The organism is Pseudomonas sp. P5_B2, from assembly GCF_056400445.1.
Genome location: NZ_JBFULH010000031.1, coordinates 1 through 23,973 on the forward strand (window position 1 = coordinate 1; position 23,973 = coordinate 23,973).

At 59.0% G+C, this 23,973-nt stretch carries 26 protein-coding genes and 2 pseudogenes; 14 read left to right on the top strand and 14 right to left on the bottom strand.

Annotated features, from left to right (window positions below):
* Both AC1DRJ_RS05820 and cysK read right to left on the bottom strand, forming a co-directional pair.
* Nucleotides 1–710, bottom strand: a 710-nt coding sequence (locus tag AC1DRJ_RS05820; RefSeq protein ID WP_477801260.1) for an aspartyl/asparaginyl beta-hydroxylase domain-containing protein, incomplete at its 3' end; no start/stop codon positions are given.
* A gap of 221 nt (nt 711–931) precedes the next feature.
* On the bottom strand, nt 932–1,906 hold the full coding sequence (cysK, locus tag AC1DRJ_RS05825; RefSeq protein WP_477801261.1) for a cysteine synthase A: 975 nt from the start codon (nt 1,904–1,906) through the stop codon (nt 932–934).
* Nucleotides 1,907–2,034: 128 nt separating this feature from the next.
* Between cysK and AC1DRJ_RS05830 the strand changes: the two genes are divergently transcribed.
* Entirely contained in the window at nt 2,035–3,108 is a 1,074-nt protein-coding gene (locus AC1DRJ_RS05830) for a DUF748 domain-containing protein (RefSeq protein WP_477801262.1), read from the top strand.
* On the opposite strand, the gene AC1DRJ_RS05835 is transcribed toward AC1DRJ_RS05830, so the two are convergent.
* Together AC1DRJ_RS05835 and AC1DRJ_RS05840 are read right to left on the bottom strand one after the other, a co-directional pair.
* Nucleotides 3,105–3,608 carry a DUF2442 domain-containing protein gene (locus AC1DRJ_RS05835; RefSeq protein WP_477801263.1) on the bottom strand — a complete coding sequence of 168 codons (504 nt, stop codon included), beginning with the start codon at nt 3,606–3,608 and terminating at the stop codon, nt 3,105–3,107. The two genes, AC1DRJ_RS05830 and AC1DRJ_RS05835, sit on opposite strands and share 4 nt — an antisense overlap.
* Nucleotides 3,602–3,826, bottom strand: coding sequence for a DUF4160 domain-containing protein (locus AC1DRJ_RS05840; protein ID WP_477801264.1), 225 nt, complete (start codon nt 3,824–3,826; stop codon nt 3,602–3,604). Before AC1DRJ_RS05840 ends, AC1DRJ_RS05835 begins: the two co-directional genes overlap by 7 nt.
* A gap of 202 nt (nt 3,827–4,028) precedes the next feature.
* On the opposite strand from AC1DRJ_RS05840, the gene AC1DRJ_RS05845 reads away from it, so the two are divergent.
* Both AC1DRJ_RS05845 and AC1DRJ_RS05850 read left to right on the top strand, forming a co-directional pair.
* Complete coding sequence (locus AC1DRJ_RS05845; RefSeq protein ID WP_008035065.1) at nt 4,029–4,874, top strand: AAA family ATPase; 846 nt, start codon at nt 4,029–4,031, stop codon at nt 4,872–4,874.
* Between the two features lie 11 nt (nt 4,875–4,885).
* Nucleotides 4,886–6,064: a vWA domain-containing protein gene (locus tag AC1DRJ_RS05850; RefSeq protein WP_007946791.1), complete on the top strand. Its 1,179-nt coding sequence runs from the start codon at nt 4,886–4,888 to the stop codon at nt 6,062–6,064.
* Between the two features lie 120 nt (nt 6,065–6,184).
* Here the strand turns inward: AC1DRJ_RS05850 and AC1DRJ_RS05855 are convergent, their stop codons facing one another.
* From AC1DRJ_RS05855 to AC1DRJ_RS05870, 4 genes are read right to left on the bottom strand one after another with little or no spacing between them, the layout of a single operon-like run.
* Nucleotides 6,185–7,111: a 5-oxoprolinase subunit C family protein gene (locus AC1DRJ_RS05855; RefSeq protein ID WP_477801265.1), complete on the bottom strand. Its 927-nt coding sequence runs from the start codon at nt 7,109–7,111 to the stop codon at nt 6,185–6,187.
* Nucleotides 7,108–7,812 (bottom strand): 5-oxoprolinase subunit B family protein, encoded by a 705-nt coding sequence (locus tag AC1DRJ_RS05860; RefSeq protein WP_477801266.1) that lies wholly within the window; start codon nt 7,810–7,812, stop codon nt 7,108–7,110. The genes AC1DRJ_RS05855 and AC1DRJ_RS05860 overlap by 4 nt, the downstream gene beginning before the upstream one ends.
* A complete protein-coding gene (locus AC1DRJ_RS05865; protein ID WP_477801267.1) occupies nt 7,809–8,561 on the bottom strand; it encodes a 5-oxoprolinase subunit PxpA in 753 nt (250 codons plus the stop codon). Before AC1DRJ_RS05865 ends, AC1DRJ_RS05860 begins: the two co-directional genes overlap by 4 nt.
* Nucleotides 8,562–8,605: 44 nt before the next feature.
* Nucleotides 8,606–9,892, bottom strand: a complete 1,287-nt coding sequence (locus AC1DRJ_RS05870; protein ID WP_477801268.1) for an MFS transporter — start codon at nt 9,890–9,892, stop codon at nt 8,606–8,608.
* A gap of 148 nt (nt 9,893–10,040) precedes the next feature.
* On the opposite strand from AC1DRJ_RS05870, the gene AC1DRJ_RS05875 reads away from it, so the two are divergent.
* From AC1DRJ_RS05875 to AC1DRJ_RS05890, 4 genes and pseudogenes are all read left to right on the top strand, one after another.
* Nucleotides 10,041–10,970 carry a LysR family transcriptional regulator gene (locus AC1DRJ_RS05875; protein ID WP_477801269.1) on the top strand — a complete coding sequence of 310 codons (930 nt, stop codon included), beginning with the start codon at nt 10,041–10,043 and terminating at the stop codon, nt 10,968–10,970.
* A gap of 110 nt (nt 10,971–11,080) precedes the next feature.
* A pseudogene (locus AC1DRJ_RS05880) lies at nt 11,081–11,308 on the top strand (IucA/IucC family protein); the annotation flags it as partial.
* A pseudogene (locus tag AC1DRJ_RS05885) lies at nt 11,305–11,526 on the top strand (MFS transporter); the annotation flags it as partial. The pseudogenes AC1DRJ_RS05880 and AC1DRJ_RS05885, both read left to right, overlap by 4 nt.
* Entirely contained in the window at nt 11,523–13,634 is a 2,112-nt protein-coding gene (locus AC1DRJ_RS05890; RefSeq protein ID WP_477801270.1) for a TonB-dependent receptor, read from the top strand. The pseudogene AC1DRJ_RS05885 and the gene AC1DRJ_RS05890, both read left to right, overlap by 4 nt.
* A gap of 78 nt (nt 13,635–13,712) precedes the next feature.
* On the opposite strand, the gene AC1DRJ_RS05895 is transcribed toward AC1DRJ_RS05890, so the two are convergent.
* From AC1DRJ_RS05895 to AC1DRJ_RS05905, 3 genes are read right to left on the bottom strand one after another with little or no spacing between them, the layout of a single operon-like run.
* Complete coding sequence (locus AC1DRJ_RS05895; RefSeq protein ID WP_477801271.1) at nt 13,713–14,255, bottom strand: DUF2937 family protein; 543 nt, start codon at nt 14,253–14,255, stop codon at nt 13,713–13,715.
* 12 nt (nt 14,256–14,267) lie between these two features.
* Entirely contained in the window at nt 14,268–15,044 is a 777-nt protein-coding gene (locus AC1DRJ_RS05900) for a class II glutamine amidotransferase (protein ID WP_477801272.1), read from the bottom strand.
* A gap of 33 nt (nt 15,045–15,077) precedes the next feature.
* Nucleotides 15,078–15,575: an MFS transporter gene (locus AC1DRJ_RS05905; RefSeq protein ID WP_477801273.1), complete on the bottom strand. Its 498-nt coding sequence runs from the start codon at nt 15,573–15,575 to the stop codon at nt 15,078–15,080.
* 264 nt (nt 15,576–15,839) lie between these two features.
* Between AC1DRJ_RS05905 and AC1DRJ_RS05910 the strand changes: the two genes are divergently transcribed.
* A complete protein-coding gene (locus AC1DRJ_RS05910) occupies nt 15,840–17,894 on the top strand; it encodes a S9 family peptidase (protein WP_477801274.1) in 2,055 nt (684 codons plus the stop codon).
* A 209-nt stretch (nt 17,895–18,103) separates the two neighbouring features.
* A complete protein-coding gene (locus AC1DRJ_RS05915; protein WP_477801275.1) occupies nt 18,104–18,577 on the top strand; it encodes a cyclic nucleotide-binding domain-containing protein in 474 nt (157 codons plus the stop codon).
* On the opposite strand, the gene AC1DRJ_RS05920 is transcribed toward AC1DRJ_RS05915, so the two are convergent.
* Entirely contained in the window at nt 18,574–18,864 is a 291-nt protein-coding gene (locus AC1DRJ_RS05920) for a hypothetical protein (protein WP_477801276.1), read from the bottom strand. The genes AC1DRJ_RS05915 and AC1DRJ_RS05920 overlap by 4 nt on opposite strands.
* Nucleotides 18,865–18,959: 95 nt before the next feature.
* On the opposite strand from AC1DRJ_RS05920, the gene AC1DRJ_RS05925 reads away from it, so the two are divergent.
* The 4 genes from AC1DRJ_RS05925 to AC1DRJ_RS05940 all read left to right on the top strand — a co-directional run bounded on the left by AC1DRJ_RS05925 (nt 18,960) and on the right by AC1DRJ_RS05940 (nt 21,200).
* Nucleotides 18,960–19,646 (top strand): spermidine synthase, encoded by a 687-nt coding sequence (locus AC1DRJ_RS05925; protein ID WP_477801277.1) that lies wholly within the window; start codon nt 18,960–18,962, stop codon nt 19,644–19,646.
* Nucleotides 19,647–19,695: 49 nt separating this feature from the next.
* The gene (locus AC1DRJ_RS05930) at nt 19,696–20,067 is read left to right on the top strand and encodes a YajD family HNH nuclease (RefSeq protein WP_007944009.1); all 372 of its coding nucleotides are present in this window, start codon (nt 19,696–19,698) and stop codon (nt 20,065–20,067) included.
* 193 nt (nt 20,068–20,260) lie between these two features.
* Nucleotides 20,261–20,731 carry an RNA methyltransferase gene (locus tag AC1DRJ_RS05935; protein ID WP_008153126.1) on the top strand — a complete coding sequence of 157 codons (471 nt, stop codon included), beginning with the start codon at nt 20,261–20,263 and terminating at the stop codon, nt 20,729–20,731.
* A 91-nt stretch (nt 20,732–20,822) separates the two neighbouring features.
* Nucleotides 20,823–21,200 carry a YgaP family membrane protein gene (locus AC1DRJ_RS05940; RefSeq protein ID WP_477801278.1) on the top strand — a complete coding sequence of 126 codons (378 nt, stop codon included), beginning with the start codon at nt 20,823–20,825 and terminating at the stop codon, nt 21,198–21,200.
* Between the two features lie 112 nt (nt 21,201–21,312).
* On the opposite strand, the gene AC1DRJ_RS05945 is transcribed toward AC1DRJ_RS05940, so the two are convergent.
* Together AC1DRJ_RS05945 and AC1DRJ_RS05950 are read right to left on the bottom strand one after the other, a co-directional pair.
* Nucleotides 21,313–22,542, bottom strand: coding sequence for a hypothetical protein (locus AC1DRJ_RS05945; protein WP_477801279.1), 1,230 nt, complete (start codon nt 22,540–22,542; stop codon nt 21,313–21,315).
* Between the two features lie 142 nt (nt 22,543–22,684).
* Entirely contained in the window at nt 22,685–23,134 is a 450-nt protein-coding gene (locus AC1DRJ_RS05950) for a YcgN family cysteine cluster protein (protein ID WP_477801280.1), read from the bottom strand.
* Between the two features lie 167 nt (nt 23,135–23,301).
* Here AC1DRJ_RS05950 and AC1DRJ_RS05955 point away from each other — a divergent pair, with 167 nt between their 5' ends.
* On the top strand, nt 23,302–23,895 hold the full coding sequence (locus AC1DRJ_RS05955; RefSeq protein WP_477801281.1) for a nitroreductase family protein: 594 nt from the start codon (nt 23,302–23,304) through the stop codon (nt 23,893–23,895).
* The last annotated feature ends 78 nt before the right edge of the window (nt 23,896–23,973 follow it).

Sequence of the window (23,973 nt, forward strand, 5' to 3'; positions counted from 1 at the left end):
ATGCAGGTCATTACGCGGCTGCTCAATGGGCGTTCGATGTCACAGAACAGAATTACCCGGGTCTTCTCGGTTTCGTTCTTGACCCAGTGCACATAGGTTTCGTCGAACATCACGTCTTCGCCATCGCGCCAGGCGTACACCTGGCCGTCCACGAAGATGCGGCAATCATCGGAGTTGGGGGTCGATAACCCGAGGTGATAACGCAAGGATCCGGCAAACGGATCACGGTGCGGATTGAGGTGGCTGCCACCCGGCAGCAATGCAAACATCGCCCCTTTGATGTTGGGAATACTGCTCACCAGTGCCACGGTCTTGGGGCACAGGGCTTCTGCCGAAGGCAGCGGTTTGTCGTACCACTTGAGGTAAAAACGCTTCCAGCCCTTTTTGAAAAACGAACCGAAACCGGCGTCGTTGTTCCTTTCGGCAGCGCGGATATACCCCTCGTCGAACAAGTGCATGGCTTCGTCGCGGATGACTTCCCAGTTGTCCTTGAGCACGTCAAGTTCCGGAAACTTGCTGCGGTCCAGGTAGGGTTTGGACGGTACCCCGGAGAACAGGTACATCAAGGCGTTGTAGGGTGCGAACAACGCCGAGTGATTGACGAATTGCCGCAAAACCGGCAATCGCGCCTTGCCACGCAAATGGACATAGAGCGTACTGCCAAAAAACAGCAGCAACACCGACGCTTTCGCGGCAATGGAAAAGCTCATCTACGACTCCTTGAGAATAGACTTATCGCTTATCGCTTAACGCCCTTCACCCGGCGTGGCGCCCGGCCATCTTAAACATTCCCTGTTCCCGGGAAAAAGCGCCTGAAGCAGCAATCGGTAATAATTGCGCAACAAGCAATTCTTAGCATTCGGAACGTGAACGGGGACTGACCGTAATCAATCCCGCCAACTCATCTATAGACGCTTAACTCCAAACGCGCTTATTGCTGATTCTCCTGTTCGGTAAACAGATCGCTGAACAACATGCTCGACAGGTAGCGTTCGCCGGAGTCCGGCAGGATCACGACGATAGTCTTGCCCTGCATTTCCGGGGTTTCCGCCAGGCGAACAGCAACCGCCATGGCTGCGCCACACGAGATACCGCACAAAATCCCTTCTTCCTGCATCAAGCGCAGGGCCATGGCCTTGGACTCGTCATCGGTGACCAACTCAACCCGATCAACCATCGACAGGTCCAGGTTCTTAGGCACAAAACCGGCGCCGATCCCCTGAATCTTGTGCGGGCTCGGCTTGATCTCTTCGCCGGCGATGGCTTGGGTAATCACCGGGGAAACCGCAGGCTCCACGGCCACCGAGATAATCGGTTTACCCTGGGTATTCTTGATATACCGCGAAATACCGGTAATGGTTCCGCCCGTTCCGACCCCTGCCACCAACACATCGACCGCGCCGTCAGTATCGTTCCAGATTTCCGGACCTGTGGTTTTTTCATGGATAGCCGGGTTGGCCGGGTTGTCGAATTGCGCCGGCATGAAGTACTTGGCCGGGTCGCTGGCAACGATGTCGCCGGCTTTCTCAATCGCGCCTTTCATGCCTTTCGCCGGCTCGGTCAATACCAGTTCGGCGCCGAGTGCTTTAAGCACCTTGCGTCGTTCAATACTCATGGACGCAGGCATGGTCAGCATCAATTTGTAACCACGGGCAGCGGCAACGAATGCCAGGCCGATCCCGGTATTGCCCGAAGTCGGTTCAACGATGGTCATGCCAGGTTTGAGTTTGCCGCTGCTTTCGGCGTCCCAGATCATGTTCGCGCCGATCCGGCACTTAACTGAATAACCAGGGTTGCGCCCTTCGATCTTGGCCAGGATAGTCACGCCGCGCGGGGCGATGCGGTTGATCTGCACCAAGGGCGTATTGCCGATGGAGTGGGCGTTGTCAGCGAAGATACGGCTCATGTCTGGGTCCTTAACTGCAGCATGGAATTAGCGCATCAAGGTAAGCCTCTTGCCCCGAGGCGTCCAGTCAGGTCGAACGTCTGGTGATCAGCGCAGTCAATCGCTTTACAACGCCAGAGATTACCACCATGAAACGCCGATACAGTTGGCCCCTGTGGACGCTCGCCGGCCTCGTTGTGCTGCTGATTACTTTGCACATCGCCCTGCCCTATATGGTGCGCGACTACCTGAACGACAAACTGGCAGACATGGGTGACTACCGTGGCCAGATCACCGACGTGGACCTGGCCCTGTGGCGCGGTGCTTACAAAATCAACGGACTGAAAATCGTCAAGGTCGACGGCAAGGTCCCGGTACCTTTCGTCAATGCACCGCTTATCGACCTCTCCGTCAGTTGGCATTCACTCTGGCACGACCATGCGGTGGTGGCCCAAGTGCAGTTCTACAACCCCGAGGTGAACTTCGTAGACGGTGCCAATAAGCAAAATACGCAGACCGGTGAGGGCACCGACTGGCGCGCGCAACTGGGCAAGTTGTTACCCGTCACTCTGGATGAAGTGCAGATCCATGACGGCAAAATCAGTTTTCGCAACTTCAATTCCAAGCCGCCCGTGAATATGAATGCCACTCAGGTCAATGCCAGCATTTACAACCTGACCAACGTGGTCGACAAACAGGGCAAGCGTGACGCCCGCTTCGAAGGCAAGGCCCTGCTGCTCGGCCACGCACCGCTGGAAACAACGGCGACGTTCGATCCACTGAGCAATTTCGAAGACTTTGAATTTCGTATGCGCGCCAAAGGCATCCAACTCAAGCGCATGAACGATTTCGCCTCGGCCTACGGCAAGTTCGACTTCAACGCGGGTCACGGCGACGTGGTCATTGAAGCGCAAGCCAAAAAAGCCCGATTGACTGGCTACATCAAACCGCTGCTCATAGACGTCGACGTGTTCAATTGGCAGCAAGACGTAGAAAACAAGGACAAAGGGATATTCCGATCGATCTGGGAGGCCATCGTCGGAGGTTCTGAAACCGTTCTGAAAAACCAGGCCAAAAACCAGTTCGCGACCCGAGTGGAGCTTAAAGGCAACGTGCACCGTCAGGATATCAGCGCGTTCCAGGCGTTTTTGCAGATTTTACGCAATGGTTTCATCCAGGCGTTCAACGCGCAGTATGAGCGGCCGAAGCCGGAGGCTGGCTAGGGTTTGCGTGTGACGGTATAGCGACCGGTTTCTTCAGCTGCGCGTGCAGATGTCAATTGCTGTTGCAAGAAATCCCAGCCCAGGCAGGCCAGTGCCAATGATCGCGGCACCACTTCACGGCCACTGCTGTAGCGGCTAATACTGCGGGTGCTGACCCCAAGCGCCTCAGCCGCCTGATTGAGTGACAAGCCGGTGCGTGCGCGCCACTCAATGAACATACGAGTGTTTTCGTCGGAGGCGTTTTGTGCGAGTGCATCCAGATATAGGGTGTCTGCCCCGATTTGAATGTCCAGCTCAGGCCATTCGACGCTCCAGCCATCGTCGCCTAGAGACGCACCGTCGAACGCGCCCAGCGCCAGCAATGGCTGTAATCCTGGATAGGCGTGCAGGGCGCGGTTCAAATCGAGTGTTAACTGCTGACCATCGATAAAAGTCAGCGCCAGACGGTTATCCGGCAACGCCTGAACGGCCGACAGCCGTGGTCGTTTCATGGTTAACATCGTTTCCAATCCTCCAATAATTGCACTTGGTGGGCCCTGACCCATTCCAGCGCTTCCTTGATAATCAGCGGCGGTGCCTTGCCGACCATCACTTCGACGGATTCCAGGCTGAGCATCACGTCGAGCCCGCCACCGGTCAGGTGAACATGGGGTGGAGGATGATCCTTCTCGCGCAACTGAATGCGGTAGGTATCGCGAAATCGATATTTAGTAGACACGCCCCGCACGCTATCGCCAAAATGGCGATAGCTAAATACTGGCCAGCAGCCGAGACTGAGTCAAGATGTGACGCCCCATTCAGAGACTGAATAAGCCGTCTGCGTTCACAGTCGACCGGGCAGCGCGGTATAGTCGGGCATCACCACTATTTCGCCCCGCCCTGCCTCGTTCAGGTCGGCGTTACCGTTCGAGGATTAGCAGATGAAGTTCGAAGGCACCCAGGCCTACGTCGCCACCGATGACCTGAAGCTGGCGGTCAACGCCGCCATTACCCTGGAGCGTCCACTGCTGGTCAAGGGCGAGCCAGGCACCGGCAAAACCATGCTGGCCGAGCAACTGGCCGAGTCCTTCGGCGCCAAGTTGATCACTTGGCACATCAAGTCCACCACCAAGGCGCATCAGGGCCTGTACGAGTACGACGCGGTCAGCCGCCTGCGCGACTCGCAGCTGGGCACGGAAAAGGTCCATGACGTCCGCAACTACCTGAAAAAGGGCAAGCTCTGGGAAGCTTTCGAATCTGAAGAGCGAGTGATTCTGCTGATCGACGAGATCGACAAGGCTGACATCGAGTTCCCGAACGACTTGCTGCAAGAACTCGACAAGATGGAGTTCTACGTTTACGAGATCGACGAGACCATCAAGGCCAAGAAGCGCCCGATCATCATCATTACCTCCAACAACGAGAAAGAGCTGCCGGACGCTTTCCTGCGTCGCTGCTTCTTCCACTACATCGCCTTCCCGGACCGCGTCACGCTGCAAAAAATCGTCGACGTGCATTACCCGGACATCAAGAAAGACTTGGTCAGCGAAGCGCTGGATGTGTTCTTCGACGTGCGTAAAGTGCCGGGCCTGAAGAAAAAGCCATCGACCTCCGAACTGGTGGACTGGCTGAAGCTGCTGATGGCCGACAACATTGGTGAAGCGGTGCTGCGCGAACGCGATCCGACCAAGGCCATTCCGCCGCTGGCCGGTGCTTTGGTGAAGAACGAACAGGACGTGCAGTTGCTAGAGCGCCTGGCGTTCATGAGCCGTCGCGGCACTCGATAAGGGTCAACGCCATGCTGCTCAATCTGTTCAATGAAATGCGCGCCGCCAAGGTGCCGGTCTCGGTGCGGGAGCTGCTGGACCTGATCAACGCGCTGAAACAGCGCGTGACCTTTGCCGACATGGACGAGTTTTATTACTTGTCCCGGGCGATTCTGGTGAAGGACGAAAAGCATTTCGACAAGTTTGACCGGGCGTTCGGGGCTTATTTCAATGGTCTGGAAAAACTCGACGATCACCTTCAGGCGCTGATTCCCGAAGACTGGCTGCGCAAGGAGTTCGAACGCTCGCTGACCGACGAAGAACGGGCGGCGATCCAGTCCCTTGGCGGCCTGGACAAACTCATCGAAGAGTTCAAGAAACGCCTCGAAGAACAGAAAGAACGCCATGCCGGTGGCAACAAATGGATCGGCACCGGCGGCACCAGCCCGTTCGGCTCTGGCGGCTTCAACCCGGAAGGCATTCGGGTCGGCGATGCCGGCAAGCGTCAGGGTAAAGCGGTCAAGGTCTGGGATCAGCGCGAGTACAAGAACCTCGACGATTCGGTGGAACTGGGCACGCGCAACATCAAGGTGGCCCTGCGCCGCTTGCGCAAATTTGCCCGTCAGGGGGCTGCGGAAGAGCTGGACATCGATGGCACCATCGACCACACCGCCAAAGATGCCGGGCTGCTGAATATCCAGATGCGGCCGGAGCGGCGCAACACCGTCAAGTTGTTGCTGCTATTCGATATCGGCGGCTCGATGGACGCCCATGTGAAGATTTGCGAGGAGCTGTTTTCGGCCTGCAAGACCGAGTTCAAGCACCTGGAGTACTTCTACTTCCACAACTTCATTTATGAATCGGTGTGGAAGAACAACATGCGTCGCACTTCCGAGCGCACATCGACCCAGGACCTGCTGCACAAGTACGGCGCCGACTACAAAGTGATCTTCATCGGTGACGCCGCCATGGCGCCTTATGAAATCACCCAGGCGGGCGGCAGTGTCGAGCACTGGAACGAAGAAGCCGGGTATGTGTGGATGCAGCGGTTCAGGGAGAAGTACAAGAAGCTCATCTGGATTAACCCGTATCCGAAAGATACATGGGGCTATACGTCTTCGACCAATATTGTGCGGGACCTGATTGATGATCAGATGTATCCGCTGACCCTTCGGGGGTTGGAGGAAGGGATGCGGTTTTTGTCCAAGTAATCTTTGCTGTCTGATCTGGCGCTATCGCGAGCAGGCTCACTCCCACATTGGATTTTGGATGTACACAAACAATGTGTTCACTGGAGATCAACTGTGGGAGCGAGCCTGCTCGCGAAGCTTTTAGCTTTTCAGGAATAGATGTAGATACTCGACCTGTTCACGATGCGCGACATCCTGCACCACCGGCCGCAACCGCACCTTCGCCCCCGGCAAGCACTGCGCCAACCGCGCCAACGCCAACGGCGTCAACGCCCCCAGTCGCGGATAACCGCCAATGGTCTGTCGATCATTGAGCAACACGATCGGCTGCCCGTCCGGCGGCACCTGCACCGCGCCGAGCGGAATGCCTTCGGAAATCATCGGCTTTCCCTGGTATTGCAATGCCGTGCCCAACAGGCGAATGCCCATCCGGTCGGCGCGGCTGTCGAGGGTCCACACGCGGTTGAACGCGTCGAACAGACTCTGCCCGCTGAACTCGCCGATCTGTGCGCCCAGCACCAGATCCAGCGGCGAATCGTCGGTGAAGTCCGGTCGATGTTGTGCCGGCAATTCCCGTAGCAGGAGCAACGCGCTCCCGGAATAGGTCAGCTGCGCACCTTTGGTCAACGCCCGCCCCCTGCCATCCAGACCGCCAAGCTCCTCACGGACCACCGTTGAACGGCTGCCCAGGACACTTGGTGCATCAAATCCGCCCGGCGCCGCGAGATAAGCCCGAGCCCCGAGCAGCGGCTGGGTGAATTGCAGTCGCTGACCTTTGAGCAGCCTGAAACTACGCCATGGCGTCTGCGCTTCGCCTTCGACTTGAGCCCCCAAATCCGCACCCGCCAGCGCCAGTACGCAATCCTCTTCGGCCACCACGGTGAACCCGCCGAGGGTGATTTCAATCACTGGCGCATTCAGGTCATTGCCCAACAGCCAGTTGGCCCAGGACATTGAACGCCAATCCAGCCCGCCCCCCTGCGTCACGCCCAGATGCCGCACGCCAAAGCGACCGGCGTCCTGTAACAGGCACAGCGGTGTACTCGCCTCTATCGATAAACAGCTCATCCCTGCGCCTCCAATGGTGTGTCGTCACCGCCCAGATGGATGAACTCGGCATGGCTGACCGCTTCAAAGCGCACCGTGTCGCCCGGTTGCATGAGGCTGTAGCCGTCGCGTTCCCGGTCGAACAGCTTGGCCGGCGTGCGGCCGATCAGGTTCCATCCGCCGGGGGACACCACCGGATAGGCGGCCGTCTGCCGTTCGGCGATGCCGACACTGCCGGCCGCGACTTTTTTGCGCGGGGTGCTCAGGCGGGGCGCGGCGAGCACTTCTTCGACCAATCCCATGAAGGCGAAGCCCGGGGCGAAACCCAAGGCGAATACCTGATACTCGCGCCCGCTGTGACGGCGGATGACTTCTTCCACCGCGAGACCACTGCGCTGGGACAACAAGCTCAGTTCCGGGCCGACACTCAGGTCATACCAGACCGGCAGCACATGACATTTGCCGCCAGTGCGGGTGTTAGGGGACAGGTCGATCAGCGCTTCGGCGATCAATTCCCGAGCCTGAGCCGGGCTTAACGCGGTCAAATCGTAATGCACCATCAACGTCGTGTAAGACGGCACCAGATCGATCAGATGTCCGCCGAACGCAGCCCGCAAGTTTTCGCTGGCCGCCAGCATCCACGGCATGTTGGCCTCGCTGATATCATCAAAGAGACGCACCATCAGGCAATCCAGCGCCACTACCTCTACGCGCAGCTTCATGGTGCGCTCTGCTGATCAAGGGCTTCGCGAATCCGTTGCACCGCGGCGACTGAGCTGGCGTTGTCGCCGTGTACGCACAGGGTGTTGGCCTGCAAGTGCAATGCGCTGCCGTCGCTTGCAGTGAGGGGGGCGCCACGGGCGATGGTCAGCGCCTGCTCGATGACTTTTTCGGAATCATGATGCACCGCGCCCGGCAGTTGTCGCGAAACCAGCCTGCCTGCGCTGTCGTAGGCGCGGTCGGCGAAGGCTTCAAACCACAGGGTCACACCATATTCATCGCCCAGTCGTTGCGCAGCGCTGTTGTCGCGGGTTGCCATCAACATCAGCGGCAGGCTGCGGTCATAGGACGCTACAGCCTGAAGCACCGCTTGCAATTGCGCAGGGTTGGCCATCATGTCGTTGTACATCGCTCCGTGGGGTTTGACGTAGCTGACACGCCCGCCCTGAGCACGGCAAATGCCGTCGAGCGCGCCGATCTGGTAATGCAGGATGTCCTGGAGTTCCTGGGCGGTATACGCCATGGAGCGCCGGCCGAAACCGACCAGATCCTGATAGGCCGGGTGCGCGCCGACCTGCACGCCGTTGCTCAATGCCAGGCTGACGGTCTTGCGCATGATGCCCGGGTCGCCGGCATGAAAGCCGCAGGCGATGTTGGCGCAATCAATGTAGGGCATGATTTCGGCATCCAGACCCATGGTCCAGCTGCCGAAACTCTCGCCGATGTCGCAGTTCAATAGCAGGCGGCTCACGGAGAACTCTCCTGTAGGTTCTATTCTTTTCAGAGGCAGGCAGATTACTGCGCATCCAGTTGTTTGCCACGGGTTTCCGGCAGACTCAGCGCCGCGAGGATTACCACCCCGTAGGACACTGCCGCAAACGCCCCGATGCCGACGCTCAATGGCACCGTCTGGCTAAGCAAACCGATCAACAGCGGAAACAGGGCTGCCAGCGCCCGACCGATGTTGTAGCAAAACCCTTGGCCCGAACCGCGAATCCGTGTCGGAAACAACTCAGTCAAAAACGCACCCATGCCGCTGAAGATCCCCGAGGCGAAGAAGCCCAGCGGGAAACCCAGCCACAACATCACGCCATTGCTGACCGGCAATTGGGTGTAGAGCAACACGATGGTGAACGAGCCGACCGCGAACAGGATGAAGTTCTTCTTGCGCCCGAGAATGTCAGTCAAATAGGCGCTGATGACGTATCCGACGTAGGAACCGACGATCACCATCGCCAGATATCCACCCGTGCCGAGTACGCTCAAGCCCCGCTCGTTCTTCAGAAACGTCGGCAGCCAGGAGGTGATCGCGTAGTAACCGCCCAGGGCGCCGGTGGTCAGTACCGAAGCGCGAATCGTGGTGAAAAGGATGCCGGGGGCGAAAATCTCGTAAAACTTCGCCGGGTTGCTCGGTTCCTGTTTGGCTTTGGCTTCGCGATAGATCTCCGGATCCTTGACCAGACGACGAACGAAGATCACAAAAATTGCCGGCACGATGCCGAGAATGAACAGTGCTCGCCAGGCGTCTTCCGGTGGCAGCACCGAGAACAGCAGCGCATACAGAATCGCCGTCAGCCCCCATCCCAGCGCCCAACCAGACTGCACCATACCCACCGCTTTGCCCCGGTCCTTGGCGCGAATCACTTCGCCCATCAGCACCGCGCCGGCCGTCCATTCACCGCCGAAACCGAAGCCCATCAGGGTGCGGCTGATCAGCAGCTGCTCGTAGTTTTGCGCGAAGCCGCAGAGAAAGGTGAAGAAGGCGAACCACAGCACCGTCAGTTGCAAGGTGCGCACGCGACCGATGCGGTCGGAGAGAATCCCCGCCACCCAACCGCCGATGGCCGAGGCGATCAGGGTGCTGGTGTGAATCAGCCCGGCTTCGCCGGTGGTAATGCCCCACATCGCAATCAGGGTCGGCACAACGAAGCTGAGCATCTGCGTGTCCATGCCGTCCAGGCCATAGCCGATCTTGCAGCTCCAGAAGGTGCGGCGTTCCTGCTGATTGATGTTGCGGTACCAGTCGAAAGGACCCGGGCGAGCCGTGGTTTTGGGGATATCGAGCGTGTCGGGCGCACTCATGGCAAATCTCCGCGCTAGTTTTTATTGGTATTGTTCTGAGCCCCGACGACGCCTATCGTGGGAACCGGATATGTCGATTTTTGGGTTCCCGGCCCTGCTGCGTCCAACTAATAAAAACCGGGCTTAGGCATAAGAAAAAGTTGATCTCATGAATTTGAAGTTTCTCGAAACCTTTGTCTGGGTCGCCCGACTCAAGAGTTTTCGCCTGACCGCCGACAAGCTCTTCACTACCCAGGCCTCGATTTCCAGCCGCATCGCCGTGCTCGAAAGTGAGCTGGGGGTGAAGCTGTTTCTGCGCGATTCACGCGGCGTCAGCCTGACGCCCGAAGGCCTGAAAGTGCTCGACTATGCCGAGCAGATGATGGACACCATGCAAGCGCTCAAACAGTCCATCGAGACCCGTTCGAGCAAGGTCGGGCGGGTGCGGATCGGCGTCATGGACACGGTGATCCACACCTGGCTGAGCCCGCTGGTGGCGCAGATGACGGATCTGTATCCCTTGGTGGAAATCGAGCTGGTGGCCGACACCTCGCTCAACCTCTGCGATCAACTGCAAAAAGGCTTTCTCGATCTGATCCTGCAAACCGACCTCATGCGCCAGGAAAGCGTGCGCAGCCTGGAGTTGGCCAGCCACCCCATGGGCTGGATCGCGGCGAGCAATTCCCTCTTCAACCGTGAGTATTCGGGCATCGCCGATCTGGCGCGCGAGCGGATCATTACCTACTCGAAAAACTCACATCCGCATCAAGAGGTACTCGCCCTGATGCAGGCCAATGGCGTGATGACACCACGCCTGAACTGTGTGAATTCGGTGTCGGCGATTACCCGGCTTTTGCGTGATGGTTTCGGCATTGGCGCGCTGCCGCCGGTGCTGGTGGCCGAGGAACTGGCGCGCGGGGAATTGACCCTGCTGGCCATTGATCAACGGCCGCCGGACTTGCAGGTTGTGGTGTCGTGGCGCACGGGGGTTGAGTGGGTCGAGGAGATTGTGGAGTTGTGTCAGCACGTCTTGGAGCGTTATGCGCAGAAAGTGGGCGAGCACTACATCGTCTTGAGCAACCCTCCGGCCAGAATCTAAAGGATATTTTCTATTTTTTAAATATGAACCACTATCATTTGCATTAATTTTCCATGGAGGTATTCTCTGCGCGCTTTCAGCTAACAACTGTCCACAAGGAACCGGACTAGATGCGCGCCTACACGCAAAAACAGCAGCAATTGCTCGCTCACTGGAGCGAAGCCCTTGGCACTCAAGCTTTCCAGTCCCGCCGAATCACCCTCGACCCTTTGAGCAATGCGCCGGAGCCCACCACCCAGCGCTGCTTCCCACGCCTGATCAAGGCGCTGTTTCGTGAAATTCTGATCAACCCCGACACACTCCCCCACAAAATCCAGCTGCCCAGCGAGTTGCTCTCGTCAGTCGACTCCTCTGGAGCATCTGGCAAGGCGCCCTGCTGCCGCTGGCTTATGCCCTGATCGCCAACACCGTATCCACTTACCGTTTCTGGCTGGTGGCGCTGACCTACGCCGTAGCCGCCATCGGGATCCGTTGCGTGCGGTCATTCAACGCCGCTCCGGACCGCTCAACCTTGTCTACCCACACCTATCACAACTCAAATAAGTCCTCATCATGACCCGTATCAAACTCCCCCTGCTGATCCCGCTGCTCGGGACCCTCAGCGCCCAGTCCTGGGCCGAAGATACCGAACAGCAGCCCGGCACTTTGAATATGCAAGCCACCGTCGTTTCCGCGACTCGCAGCGAAGCGACCATCGCCTCGATTCCAGGTTCGGTCTTGGTGATCGACGAACAGCATATCCGTGAGCAAAGCGGCGCAGGTCGCCGGATCTCCGACATTCTCGGGCAATTGGTCCCCGGTCTTGCGCCGTCCAGCGGCGGGATGAGCAACTTCGGCCAGACCTTGCGCGGACGCAACATGCTGGTATTGATCGACGGCGTATCGCAGAACGCCACCCGCGACAATTTCCGCCAGCTCAACAGCGTAACCCCCGCCAGCGTCGAACGCATCGAAGTGGTCTCTGGCGCCAGCAGCCTCTATGGTGCAGGAGCTTCAGGCGGCATCATCAATATCATCACCAAGCGCAATCAGGGTCAGGACAATGCCTACAGCAGCAAACTGGGCCTGACCACCGGCAACAACCTCAATAGCAAAGGCTTCGCCTATGAAGCTTTTCAGAGTGCGACCGGGCGCAAGGATGCCCTGGACTGGTACGTCTCCGCCGACCTGATCCAGCGTAACGATATGTATGACGGCAACGGCAACCGCATCCCTCAGGACACCTCTCAGGGCAGCAGCATGGACACCGAAACCTATGACTTGCAAGGTCGTTTCGGTTACGAACTGGATGCCGACAAAAAACTCAGCCTGGCGCTGCAGGACTACAAGGATCAGCAGGACACGGGTTACACCAAAGACCCGAAAAACCTGCAGCAAGCCGTGGCGGTCAAGGGATTGAAACTGGATGAGCAACCCTACACCCATAACCAGGCGGCCAACCTCAACTACACCGACGCGGACTTCTACGGTCAAGGCCTGCAATTGGAAAGTTACTGGCGCCGCGCCGATGCACTGTTCTTTCCGGACCTGTCGCGGGGCAAGGCCGGGATCTCCAACAACAACAGTGTGCAAGATGTCTACGGCCTGCGCGCGGCCATCGACTCGCCGCTGCCAGCCATCGGGAGTGCCACGGGCAACCTGGTCTGGGGCGCCGACTTTGATAACGAGCGCTCCCGCCAACGCGGTGATCAATACACGCTCAATGGCCTGACCTACACCAAGACCGGCACCACCTACGAGCTGGGCCCGGACATCGAAACCACCACCAAATCGCTGTTCGGGCAGATGTCCTGGGACATCGGTGACTGGACCTTGCGTGGCGGTGTGCGTCGTGAGTGGATCGAAAGCGACGTCTCCGACAGCATCGCTTATGGTGAAATCGTCCAGACCGGCGTACGCGCCACACTGCCCGGCGACACCCTCAAATACGATGCAACGCTGTACAACCTGGGGGCGGTCTACCACCTGAGTGATAGTCAGGACGTATTCGCCAATTTCAGCCAGGGGTTTTCGCTGCCGGATATCCAGCGCTTCATGCGTGACGTCAGCAGCACCTTCGACATCCAGAGCCTCAACGCCCAGGCCATCAAGGTCAACAGTTACGAGCTGGGCTGGCGCGGTAACTGGGACCAGTGGCAGGCCGATGTCACCGTGTATGAAAACACCTCGGACGTGACCCAGTTCTACGATGCCAATGATCGCGTATTACGCCTGATCAACCAGAAAGAGCGCGTGCGCGGCATCGAAAACAACCTGACCTACCGCGTGACTGATCAGTGGTCGGTGGGTGGTACTTACGCCTGGGCCAAAGGCGAGACCGAGCAGAACGGCAAGTGGATCGATCTGCCGGCCACGCGCATCTCACCGGCCAAGACCACGCTGTTCGTCGGCTATATTGAAGAGGATTACAACCTGCGCCTGCAAGGCATGCATTTGGCCAGTTATGACGCCGCCGCCAAAGACAACAACGGACGAGACATCGACGGTTATACGCTGGTGGACCTGCTCGGCTCCGTGCAACTGCCGGTCGGTCGTCTTGAAGGCGGGGTGTTTAACCTGACGGATCGCACGTACGTAAACCTGTTCACCCAGGCCAACGCCAGAATGCCGTTCGCCAACGCCGAAGGCCGCACGCTGAGTATGAGCTACTCGGTCGACTGGTAAAAACAGGAGCCGGCTTGCCAGCGATGCGATCTGCCAGACATACATGTCGCGGCAATCGCCGGCAAACCGGCTACAGGGTTACAAGCCGCGCACATCCCGGTCTTCAATCGGCCGGCTCTGGCGCAGGCGTTTTCCGCCCAGCACCACCCAATCGATCAAGCGGAACAGGCATTCGATGCCGAACGACAGCAGCATCGCGCCGCTCATGCCCCAGATCATCGCTTCCGGCGTCAGCAGGATCTGGTAGCTGTAGCCATTCCAGGTTTCCTTGCGGATGTCCGGGTCGGCGGCCAGCACCACTTGCAGGAAGCGGATGTACCACGGGCCTTGCATGGCCTGGAATTGCTTGTCCAACGCTATTTGACGGGTCAGCAGATTGCTCAGGCTGTTGGCATCGCTGCGAAAGATCGGGTCGTCACTCGCGCGGTAATGGTCAACCAACGCCAGCATGTCGCCCTTGAAAAACTCATTGGCTGTGCCCTGGAAACCGCTCAAACCGGTCTGCGCCTCAATCAGGTGCGCCTCGACCCGCTTGGCGTAATCATTGATAAACCCCGGTACCTGGACACCGATCAACAGGCCTGCCGCAAATAACACCAGCCGTAGATAACTGAGCAACATCAGGGGAAATCCTTATTCGGTCTTGCCCTGACTGACGCATTCGCCGCGTCGCCAGAGGCTCCATTGACCCGGTTCGTAGCGGATCCAGGTTTCGTTTTCGGTCAGGGGTTCGGTGGCAATCACCGTCACCACGTCGTTGGGCGTGGTTTCCGCCTGGAAGTCGACGATCACATCCACATCCTTCAAGCGTGCAGGACCAAAAGGCGCCCGACGAGTGATCTGGGCCAATTTGGTCGAGCAATAGCAGAACAGCCAGTCACCGTCGCTGAGCAGGCAGTTGAACACGCCTTTGCTACGGTATTCGGCGCAGGCCGCCACCAGGTCGGGCAGCAACTCTTCCACCTCGACCGGTTCCGGGAACGCCGCGCGCACGCGGTTGAGCAAATCGCAGAACGCCGCCTCGCTGTCGGTATCGCCGACAGGGCGGTAGAAACTGGCGGTCGGCTGAAAGTCAGCGAGTTGGCCGTTGTGGGCGAAACACCAGTTGCGCCCCCACAGTTCGCGCACGAAGGGGTGCGTATTGGACAGGCAGACCTTGCCGACATTGGCCTGGCGGATATGCCCGATCACCACTTCACTTTTGATCGGATAGCGCTGCACCAGGTTTGCCACTTCAGACTCGCTGCTGGCGGCGGGATCCTGAAACAGGCGCAGGCCACGGCCTTCATAGAACGCGATCCCCCAGCCGTCACGGTGCGGGCCGGTTCGACCGCCGCGCTGCATCAGCCCGGTGAAGCTGAACACGATATCGGTCGGCACATTGGCGCTCATGCCCAATAACTCACACATGCTCGGACTCTCGATGAAAAGGCGGGGGCAAGGCTACAACCGCGGCTCTACCCGCAATCGCTGTGGATTGCTCGGAACTGGCGGGCGACCGTAACGATCATCGCCGGCCCCCCCGAAGAAATGATCGTCTTCAGGATCTTCGGCCTTGGCCGCAGCCTTGGCGGCGGCCGCTTGTTCCTTGCGAGCATTGGAGGCACGCTCGATGGGGATGCGGATCGCCACCATGACCAGATAAAGACCACAGGCGATCATGCCGTACATGAGCAGGTCGGAAATCGCGCGCCACGCGTTGTTGCCGACCTTGAACAACAGGTCGAGCGCCGTGATGGCGATGGCCGGTGCGACCTTATCCTTCACCGGATCGATGATGGTCGGGCTGAACAGCAACACGGCCACCAGCAGCCGCAGCGGCTCGCGCAGCCAGCGCCACATCCAGTGGGTCAAGCGCATCCACACCAACAGGCAGCCCAAAGCGGCAAAGGCGTAGAGGCCCCAAGCGATCAGATAGTCGTTCTCGGTCATGGTGTCCATGGCAAGGCAGGCAGAGAGGCGCTTATAGTAACGACTTTTCGCACATCAGGCTTGCCCTTGTAGGAGTGAGCCTATGTGGCGGGGGGGCTTGCCCCCGTTCGACTGCGAAGCAGGCGTAATTGAGACAACGCGTTACTGATTAAAAATCGCGTTGGCTGGTTTCAGAATCGCTTCGCGATCCAACGGGGGCAAGCCCCCTCGCCACACAGGCCCGCTTGCACAGGTGCGCCACCCAAAAATTCGTACAACGTTCGAGAGCCGCCCATGTCCTTATCCGCCAACGTTTCCGCCGCTCCGATCGCCCACAAGGCCGAAGGCGATGACCCGTATGCCTGGCTGCAGGAGCGCGACACCGACGCGGTCCTCGACTACCTCAAGGCTGAAAACAGCTATCAAGAGGCGCAAACCGCCGACCAGGCAGGCCTGCGCGAAATCCTGTTCGAAGAGATCAAGGGCCGGATTCTCGAAACCGACTTGTCGCTGCCCTCCCCTTGGGGTCCGTACCTGTATTACACGCGGACCACCGCCGGTGACGAATATGCCCGGCACTACCGCTGCCCGCGTCCGGCCGACGACAGCCTGCAACTCGACGAAAGCCAGGAACAGCTGCTGCTGGACCCGAACGAACTGGCCAACGGCGGCTTCTTTTCCCTGGGCGCATTCAGCATCAGCCCGGACCACCAGCGCCTGGCCTACAGCATCGACGCCAGCGGCGACGAGATTTACACGCTGTTCGTGAAAGAACTGTCCGACGGTCGCGTCAGCGAACTGGAGTTCCAGGACTGTGACGGCAGCATGACCTGGGCCAATGACAGCCTGACCCTGTTTTTCGGCGAGCTGGACGACACCCATCGCCCGCACAAACTGTTCCGCTACCGGCTGGACGGCACGGCCGCCGAAGAAGTGTTCCATGAGCCGGACGGACGCTTCTTCCTGCATTGCTATCGCTCAAGCTCCGAACTGCAACTGCTGCTGTCCCTTGGCAGCAAGACCACCAGTGAAGTCTGGGTGCTTGACGCCTCCCTGCCGCATCAGGCCTTCACGTGCCTGGCGCCACGGGTTGAAGACCACGAATACGACGTCGACCACGGCGCCCTTGATGGAGCATGGACCTGGTTCATTCGCACCAACCGCGACGGTATCAACTTTGCCCTGTACAGCGCCGTCGACACCGGCGTGGCGCCCACCGAAGCCGACTGGCAAAACCTGATCCCTCACAGCGACACTGTGATGATCGACGGCATGAGCCTGAACACCGGCGCCATGACCCTGAGCCTGCGCGAAGGCGGCTTGCCGATTATCGAGGTTCACCCACAAGGCCTGACACCTTATCGCGTGCAATTGCCGGATGCGGCCTACAGCCTGCACGTTCAGAATAGTCTGGAGTTCGTCAGCGACAGGATCCGTCTACGCTACGAGGCATTGAACCGCCCAGCGCAAATCCGCCAACTTGAGTTGGTGAGCGGCGAACAGAAAGTGCTGAAGGAAACCCCGGTGCTCGGCCCGTTTGATGCCGATGCCTACGTCAGCCAGCGCCTGTGGGCAACCGCACCGGACGGTACACAGGTGCCGATCAGCCTGGTGGTCAAACGCGAACATCTGGGCCAACCCGTGCCCCTGTACCTTTACGGTTATGGCGCTTATGGCGAAAGCCTCGACCCATGGTTCTCCCACGCCCGCCTGAGCCTGCTGGATCGCGGCATGGCCTTCGCCATCGCACACGTGCGGGGTGGCGGTGAATTGGGCGAAGCCTGGTATCGCGCCGGCAAGCAGGAACACAAGCACAACACCTTCAGCGACTTTATTGCCTGTGCTGAACATTTGATTGCCAATGGCTTCACCACCGCACCGCAACTGGCGATCAGCGGCGGCAGTGCCGGTGGTTTACTGATTGGCGCGGTGCTCAATCAGCGGCCGGAATTGTTCGGCGCGGCGATTGCCGAAGTGCCGTTCGTCGACGTGCTCAACACCATGCTCGACCCGGACCTGCCGCTGACTGTCACGGAATACGACGAATGGGGCAACCCTGAAGAGCCTGACGTTTATGCTCGGATCAAGGCCTACGCCCCGTACGAAAACGTCACCGCGCAAGCTTATCCAGCGACGTTGGTGATTGCCGGCTACAACGACAGCCGTGTGCAGTACTGGGAAGCAGCCAAGTGGGTAGCGAAATTGCGCTCGACCAAAACCGATAGCAACCCCCTGCTGCTCAAGACTGAACTCGGCGCGGGGCACGGCGGGATGAGCGGTCGTTATCAAGGATTGCGTGACGTAGCGCTCGAATACGCATTTTTGTTCAAGGTTTGGGGCATTGCCTGAGGAACTTGGAGCGCGGTCCCGGTCTTAACACCAGACGCCAGCCCCGAGACAACATCTATCCCCTGTGGGAGCGAGCCTGCTCGCGATAGCGGTGTGTCATTGAACATTGATGTTGAATGTGCTGACCTCATCGCGAGCAGGCTCGCTCCCACAATGGATCAGCAGTGAATCCGGAACAGCAACAGACACAAGAAAAAGACCGTGACGACATGTCAGAACTGACCTTACTGAACAACGARATYCGCGACTGGCTGATGGACTGCGGCCTGTTCAATCAATTGCTGCCGGTTGATTGTGCGGCGGCCTCGGGCTATTTCAGCATCAGCACCGTGGCGCAGGGCGAGGAGATTTTCCACGAGGGAGATGCCGGCAGTTTCATGTGCATCATTCACACCGGCCAGGTGGCGGTGCAAAAAACCAATGGTGACGGGCAACTCGTGACCATGGCTACGTTGCGCAGCGGTCGCTCGTTCGGCGAGATGGCCGTTCTTGACGGTGAACGCCGTTCAGCCAGTTGCGTCGCCGCGAGCAACTGCCAGTTGCTGAACCTGGGCAAAGACTCGCTGGAAAGGATGATCAACGACGCGCCGAAAATTGCCGCCAAAATTATCCGCGCCCTCGCCGTCTCCCTCTCCAAGCGCTTGCGCATGGCCGACGGGCAACTGCTTTCACAGCAGGTTTAACCGCCCGGCGTTTTCACTTTCGTCGGATTTTGCTCGATACCCGGCACGGGCTGGTCCTTGCTCGGTGGGCTCGGCATGTTAATCGGCACCAACGGCGGACCACCACTGCCGGGGCCGGTTTTTGGCAAGGAGGGCGCGGTGATTTGCGGGTACAGCGTCGGCGTCGCGGTGCCAGGCGAACCGGGCATGGGGGCGGGGCTGACGGGAATCGATTGCAGCGTTTGCGCCTGCACTGCAGTAATCGAGAGCGCGGCCAGAGCAATGGCCGTTAGAATAGTGCGCTTCATCAATGGCTCCGTTGGCCTTGTTGTCCCTTTCAGGCTACTCCCAACTGCGTCCATTTGCCCTCCCCGTTTATGCAAATCTGCCTCAAGAGAGCCCCATGAAACGTTTCGTTCTGCTCGACACCACGCCCATTCCTGAAAACGGCGGTGCCCTGTGCCTGTTCGAATACGGTGAGGATTTCGTCATAAAGATCCAGGGTGGCGACGGCGGACAACTGATGAACACCCGCATGCACGGCTCCGAGGACGCGCTGGCCGAGATCCCCTGCCGCAAAGTGGCCGGTCGACCGGATTCCCGCGTGCTGATCGGCGGTCTGGGCATGGGCTTCACGCTCGCCTCGGCACTGAAGCATTTGGGCAAGACCGCCGAAGTGGTGGTCGCCGAGCTAGTGCCGGGCGTGGTGGAATGGAACCGTGGGCCGCTGGGCGAAAAAGCCGGCAACCCTCTGCTCGACCCGCGCACCGTGATTCGCATGGAAGACGTCGCCAAGGTGTTGCAGGCTGAGCCGCAGGGGTTCGACGCGATCATGCTCGACGTCGACAATGGCCCCGAAGGCCTGACCCAGAAAGCCAACAGCTGGCTCTACTCCGCCGGTGGCCTGAGCGCCTGCGCCAAGGCCCTGCGGCCAAAAGGCGTGCTGGCGGTGTGGTCGGCCAGCGCTGACAGGCAGTTTTCCGACAAATTGAAAAAGGCCGGTTTCAAGGCCGAGGAAGTGCAAGTCTTCGCCCATGGCAACAAGGGCACACGCCACACCATCTGGATTGCCGAGAAGCTCAAGGGCTGAGCTAAACTTCGCTTAATACCGTCATTAGTCTTTTTACAAAGGTGAACCCATGAGTTCGTCCACCCCGACCAATACTTCGAAGCTGGACCGCATCCTCGCCGACAACCAGCGCGACAAGGAAATGGGCTACCGCGACAAGGCCCTGAAGATGTACCCGCACGTGTGCGGCCGCTGCGCCCGTGAATTCTCCGGCAAGCGCCTGAGCGAACTGACCGTGCACCACCGCGACCACAACCACGACAACAACCCGCAGGATGGTTCGAACTGGGAACTGTTGTGCCTTTATTGCCACGACAATGAACACTCGCGGTATACCGATCAGCAATACTTCGGCGAAGGCTCATTGAGCACGCCGAAAATCGCCAAGGCGACGCATAACCCGTTTGCGGCGTTGGCTGGGTTGATGAAAAAAGAAGACTGAAGATCTTCAGTGACCGGGCTGGCCCCTTCGCGAGCAAGCCCGCTCCCACATTAATCATGTGAACGACACAGATCCAATGTGGGGGCGAGCCTGCTCGCGATAACTATTGCCCAGACACCACCAATCTCCAAACCGAACACCCCTCCCCCATTCTCCGTATAATCGCGCTTTTTTCCCCGAAGGCACCCCGCTCGTGGCAGACAAACGGTACAGCTGCATTGGTTTGTATAACCCCAAATCACCGGAAAACGTCGGTTCGGTCATGCGCGCCGCCGGCTGCTATGGCGTGGCGTCCGTGTTCTATACCGGCAAGCGTTATGAACGCGCCGCCGACTTCGTCACCGATACCAAACGCGTTCACTACGACATCCCGCTGATCGGCATCGACGACCTGAAAAAAATCCTGCCACTGGGCTGCGTGCCGGTGGCCGTGGAACTGGTCGAAGGCGCCCGCTCCCTGCCGGAATACACTCATCCGGATCGCGCCCTCTACATCTTCGGCCCGGAAGACGGCTCGCTGGATAAAGAAATTCGCGACTGGTGCGAAGACGTGGTCTACATCCCGACAACCGGTTGCATGAACCTGGCGGCCACTGTCAACGTGGTGCTCTACGACCGCATGTCCAAAGGGCTCAACACCCGATCCGGGGCGAAATTTCGCTGATTCAACGTACATTCGATGGAACAAGGCGCCGGTTTCGGCAGTCAGCTTAACTATCCACGACTGAAGCAGCCTTCCTGCCAGGAGAAAGATCATGAGCGAACTCAAACGCGTAGAGCGCATCGAATCAACCCCGTTCCAGACCCATTCCGAGCAGAACGTTCACGGTTGGGAACGTGCCGGTTCCGTAGCCGGCGGTGTAGTGATGATGGGCAAAGGCCTGCGTCGCGGCGGGATTTTCGGCTTGATTCAATTGGCGATTGGCGGTGCAGCACTGGCTCGCGGGATTACCGGGCACTGTTCGCTCAAGAGCAAGATCGAGAAAAGCCGTCAGGACATGGATATTGTGCGGGCAAAGATTGAACGGGCCGGGGAAGAATTGAGCAAATTGAAGGCAAATGCCGAGGCGGCGACTAACACCGCTACGGTGACGGGGAATGATTCGTTGGAGTCGCCGAAGACCGGGGTTTGATCCGAAGGTTTAGTGAGGCTTAGGGCCTCATCGCGAGCAGGCTCGCTCCCACATGGATCTTGTGTACGACCTAGATCCAATGTGGGAGCGAGACTGCTCGCGAATGGCGGTACTACTGAAGCAACTCGGTATCGAGGACCTTGGAAGGCTCGCCAATGACGCTCTCTGCCAGTTGAATAAACTCCTTGGTATTCACACTCTCCAGACGAATCGCACCGCGTACTACATCATCCAGCGAGCGCTTGTTGCGTGTCTTCAAGCGAATCTCGCGGTCCAGTTCCTGTAACAACACCACCGCTTTCGACACCTGCGCCGGGTTGATCTGTTCGCCACGCAGGGTCGTGACCTTCTGGCTCTCCTTGACCAACCTGCCGTGCAAACTTTCGTACCGCTCATCGCTCATGCCACCGGCACGGCGCACCAGTTCGATGGCGTAATACTCGGCAAAACCTTCGGAGATCCAGTCGCTACGCTGTTTATCGTTGATCCTGCCTAACACTTGCGCCAATTCACGCACCAGCGCACTGCTACCGCTTTCGCTGACCAGCGGCACACGCGTGTTCAGGTAGACCGATTCGTGTGCGGCCAGGCTGCCGCGCCACATCGGATCGTTGGCGCCGACAATCAGCAGTTTGCCTGGGTGACGCGGGAACACGGCCTGTACTTGCGGCCAGACAAAGGTCAACAGGGTCAGCACGTCCATGCGACGCATGCCCTGGCCCTGAGGCGAAGCGACAGTGACTTCAGTTTCCCCCAGCCGCGTGCGGCGACTGCCCAGATGACCCGCGAGCATCCAGCCGGTGGGCCGGTCGAACAGCCGGGACACATTGTCGATGCGGAATTTGTTCTTGCCGATCCGCGGCCAGGCGGTTTCGACGCTTTTCCAACCATTGGGCAACTCGAACTCAAGGCGCGAAACCAGCTCGATACCATCCTCTTGATCGAGTTTGGCGGCTGGCACCAGATCGTCACCGCGCATCAGCGCCCAGCCCGGCGTCATGCGTGTGTCGAAACTGCCGCTTTTGCGCCCATGGCTAATATGTACTCGGTAGGTCAGGCTGGCCTTGTCGGCGGCAGGATGCCAGACCCCACGCACCACTTGGCCCGGTGTGAGTTGCCATTGGCCGTCGGCCTTGAAGTCGCTGTAGCGGCTGCCATCACCCAGGTCAAAATCCAGGCTGCGCACCGCCGAACCCTGCGCCAGTGTCAGGCGCACTTCAGCTTGATCACTTTGTGGCAGCAGGCGCACGTGGTAATCCAGATCGACCTTCTTCGCCGCCCACGCAGACGAACTCAGGGCGAACAACCCAACGACCAACGCCAGCCGCCATCCCACAGCCATACACACTCCTTGTGGCGAGCGAGCTTGCTCGCGCCGGGCTGCGTGGCAGCCCTTGATTTTTGTGATCACCGCCTGTTTTGTGAGTGCTGCGCACTCAAGCGGGAGCAAGCTCCCTTGCCACAGGGTAAAACAGCAGCCGGAGTTAACCCGCGCGGAATATCAGGTGATCTTCCCAGTCATCTTCAGGGACGCTGCCTTCGGCGAGCATGCGCCCGGATTGTGAAATACGCTCGTAGTGCACCGCATCGCGATCGCCACACACCAAATGGTGCCAGAGCGGCAGGTCCTTGCCTTCACTGACCAGGCGATAGCCGCAGGTCGGTGGCAACCATTTGAACTCGTCGGCCTTGCCCGGCGTGAGCTGGATGCAGTCCGGGACGAAGTCACGCCGATTGGGGTAATCAGTGCACTGGCAGGTTTTCAGGTCGAGCAGTTTGCAGGCGATACGCGTGTAGTAGACGCTGTTGTCGTCTTCATCTTCGAGTTTTTGCAGGCAGCACAGGCCACAGCCGTCGCACAGCGACTCCCATTCCTCTTGATCCAGTTGATCGAGGGTTTTGCGTATCCAGAACGGTTCGACTTTGGCGGCCATGGCTCAAGCATCAACATCAGGTGGTGAAAAGGCCGCCAGTCTAGTGCCAAGGCCCTTGTGGGCCAAGCATTGGCGACTGCCGGTATAAACAGGCTTGTCAGTTTTTGCGCCGCCCAGTAGGGTTTCGCATCGTTTCCCCACTTTCAAACGTAGCAAGGAATCTCTTGATGAGTGCTAATCCACGCGTTGCCGACTACGCCATCCACCCTCAGTTCACTGATCGCTGGTCGCCCCGCGCGTTCACCGGCGAAACCATCCCGGAAGAAACCCTGCTGAGCTTCTTCGAAGCCGCCCGCTGGGCACCGTCGGCCTATAACTCGCAGCCTTGGCGGTTTCTGTATGCGCGTCGCGACACGCCAAACTGGGAGCGTTACCTGGGCCTGCTGAATGAATTCAACCGCGGCTGGGCACAACACGCCTCGGCGCTGGTGATCGTGATCTCGAAAACCACCTTCGCCGTGCCGGGCGCGACCGAAGAAACTCCAGCCCCGTGGCACACCTTCGACACCGGTTCTGCGTGGGGTCACCTGGCGTTGCAAGCGAGCATCAGCGGCTGGCACACCCATGGCATGGCCGGCTTCGATCAGGAACTGACCCGCAAGGAGCTGAACATTCCTGAAGGTTATGCGCTGCACGCGGCCATTGCGGTGGGCAAGCTGGGGGAGAAGGCATCGCTGGCGGATTACCTGCAAGCGCGTGAAGAACCAAGCCCGCGTCGTCCGTTGAGCGAGTTGGCGGCTGAAGGCGACTTCACCCTCTAATCAACACCGCAAAACAAATGTGGGAGCGGGCTTGCTCGCGAATGCGGTGTATCAGTCAGCATATGCATGGACTGATAC

What these genes read in the sequence shown, in the direction of transcription:
- AC1DRJ_RS05875 (WP_477801269.1), top strand. Translation starts at nt 10,041, where the DNA reads ATGAATTTGAAGTTTCTCGAAACCTTTGTCTGGGTCGCCCGACTCAAG.
- AC1DRJ_RS05940 (WP_477801278.1), top strand. Translation starts at nt 20,823, where the DNA reads ATGAGCGAACTCAAACGCGTAGAGCGCATCGAATCAACCCCGTTCCAG.
- AC1DRJ_RS05890 (WP_477801270.1), top strand. Translation starts at nt 11,523, where the DNA reads ATGACCCGTATCAAACTCCCCCTGCTGATCCCGCTGCTCGGGACCCTC.
- AC1DRJ_RS05835 (WP_477801263.1), bottom strand. Translation starts at nt 3,608, where the DNA reads ATGTTAACCATGAAACGACCACGGCTGTCGGCCGTTCAGGCGTTGCCG.
- AC1DRJ_RS05920 (WP_477801276.1), bottom strand. Translation starts at nt 18,864, where the DNA reads ATGAAGCGCACTATTCTAACGGCCATTGCTCTGGCCGCGCTCTCGATT.
- AC1DRJ_RS05870 (WP_477801268.1), bottom strand. Translation starts at nt 9,892, where the DNA reads ATGAGTGCGCCCGACACGCTCGATATCCCCAAAACCACGGCTCGCCCG.
- AC1DRJ_RS05895 (WP_477801271.1), bottom strand. Translation starts at nt 14,255, where the DNA reads ATGTTGCTCAGTTATCTACGGCTGGTGTTATTTGCGGCAGGCCTGTTG.
- AC1DRJ_RS05910 (WP_477801274.1), top strand. Translation starts at nt 15,840, where the DNA reads ATGTCCTTATCCGCCAACGTTTCCGCCGCTCCGATCGCCCACAAGGCC.
- AC1DRJ_RS05830 (WP_477801262.1), top strand. Translation starts at nt 2,035, where the DNA reads ATGAAACGCCGATACAGTTGGCCCCTGTGGACGCTCGCCGGCCTCGTT.
- AC1DRJ_RS05900 (WP_477801272.1), bottom strand. Translation starts at nt 15,044, where the DNA reads ATGTGTGAGTTATTGGGCATGAGCGCCAATGTGCCGACCGATATCGTG.
- AC1DRJ_RS05950 (WP_477801280.1), bottom strand. Translation starts at nt 23,134, where the DNA reads ATGGCCGCCAAAGTCGAACCGTTCTGGATACGCAAAACCCTCGATCAA.
- AC1DRJ_RS05860 (WP_477801266.1), bottom strand. Translation starts at nt 7,812, where the DNA reads ATGAAGCTGCGCGTAGAGGTAGTGGCGCTGGATTGCCTGATGGTGCGT.
- AC1DRJ_RS05850 (WP_007946791.1), top strand. Translation starts at nt 4,886, where the DNA reads ATGCTGCTCAATCTGTTCAATGAAATGCGCGCCGCCAAGGTGCCGGTC.
- cysK (WP_477801261.1), bottom strand. Translation starts at nt 1,906, where the DNA reads ATGAGCCGTATCTTCGCTGACAACGCCCACTCCATCGGCAATACGCCC.
- AC1DRJ_RS05945 (WP_477801279.1), bottom strand. Translation starts at nt 22,542, where the DNA reads ATGGCTGTGGGATGGCGGCTGGCGTTGGTCGTTGGGTTGTTCGCCCTG.
- AC1DRJ_RS05845 (WP_008035065.1), top strand. Translation starts at nt 4,029, where the DNA reads ATGAAGTTCGAAGGCACCCAGGCCTACGTCGCCACCGATGACCTGAAG.
- AC1DRJ_RS05925 (WP_477801277.1), top strand. Translation starts at nt 18,960, where the DNA reads ATGAAACGTTTCGTTCTGCTCGACACCACGCCCATTCCTGAAAACGGC.
- AC1DRJ_RS05855 (WP_477801265.1), bottom strand. Translation starts at nt 7,111, where the DNA reads ATGAGCTGTTTATCGATAGAGGCGAGTACACCGCTGTGCCTGTTACAG.
- AC1DRJ_RS05955 (WP_477801281.1), top strand. Translation starts at nt 23,302, where the DNA reads ATGAGTGCTAATCCACGCGTTGCCGACTACGCCATCCACCCTCAGTTC.
- AC1DRJ_RS05930 (WP_007944009.1), top strand. Translation starts at nt 19,696, where the DNA reads ATGAGTTCGTCCACCCCGACCAATACTTCGAAGCTGGACCGCATCCTC.
- AC1DRJ_RS05905 (WP_477801273.1), bottom strand. Translation starts at nt 15,575, where the DNA reads ATGGACACCATGACCGAGAACGACTATCTGATCGCTTGGGGCCTCTAC.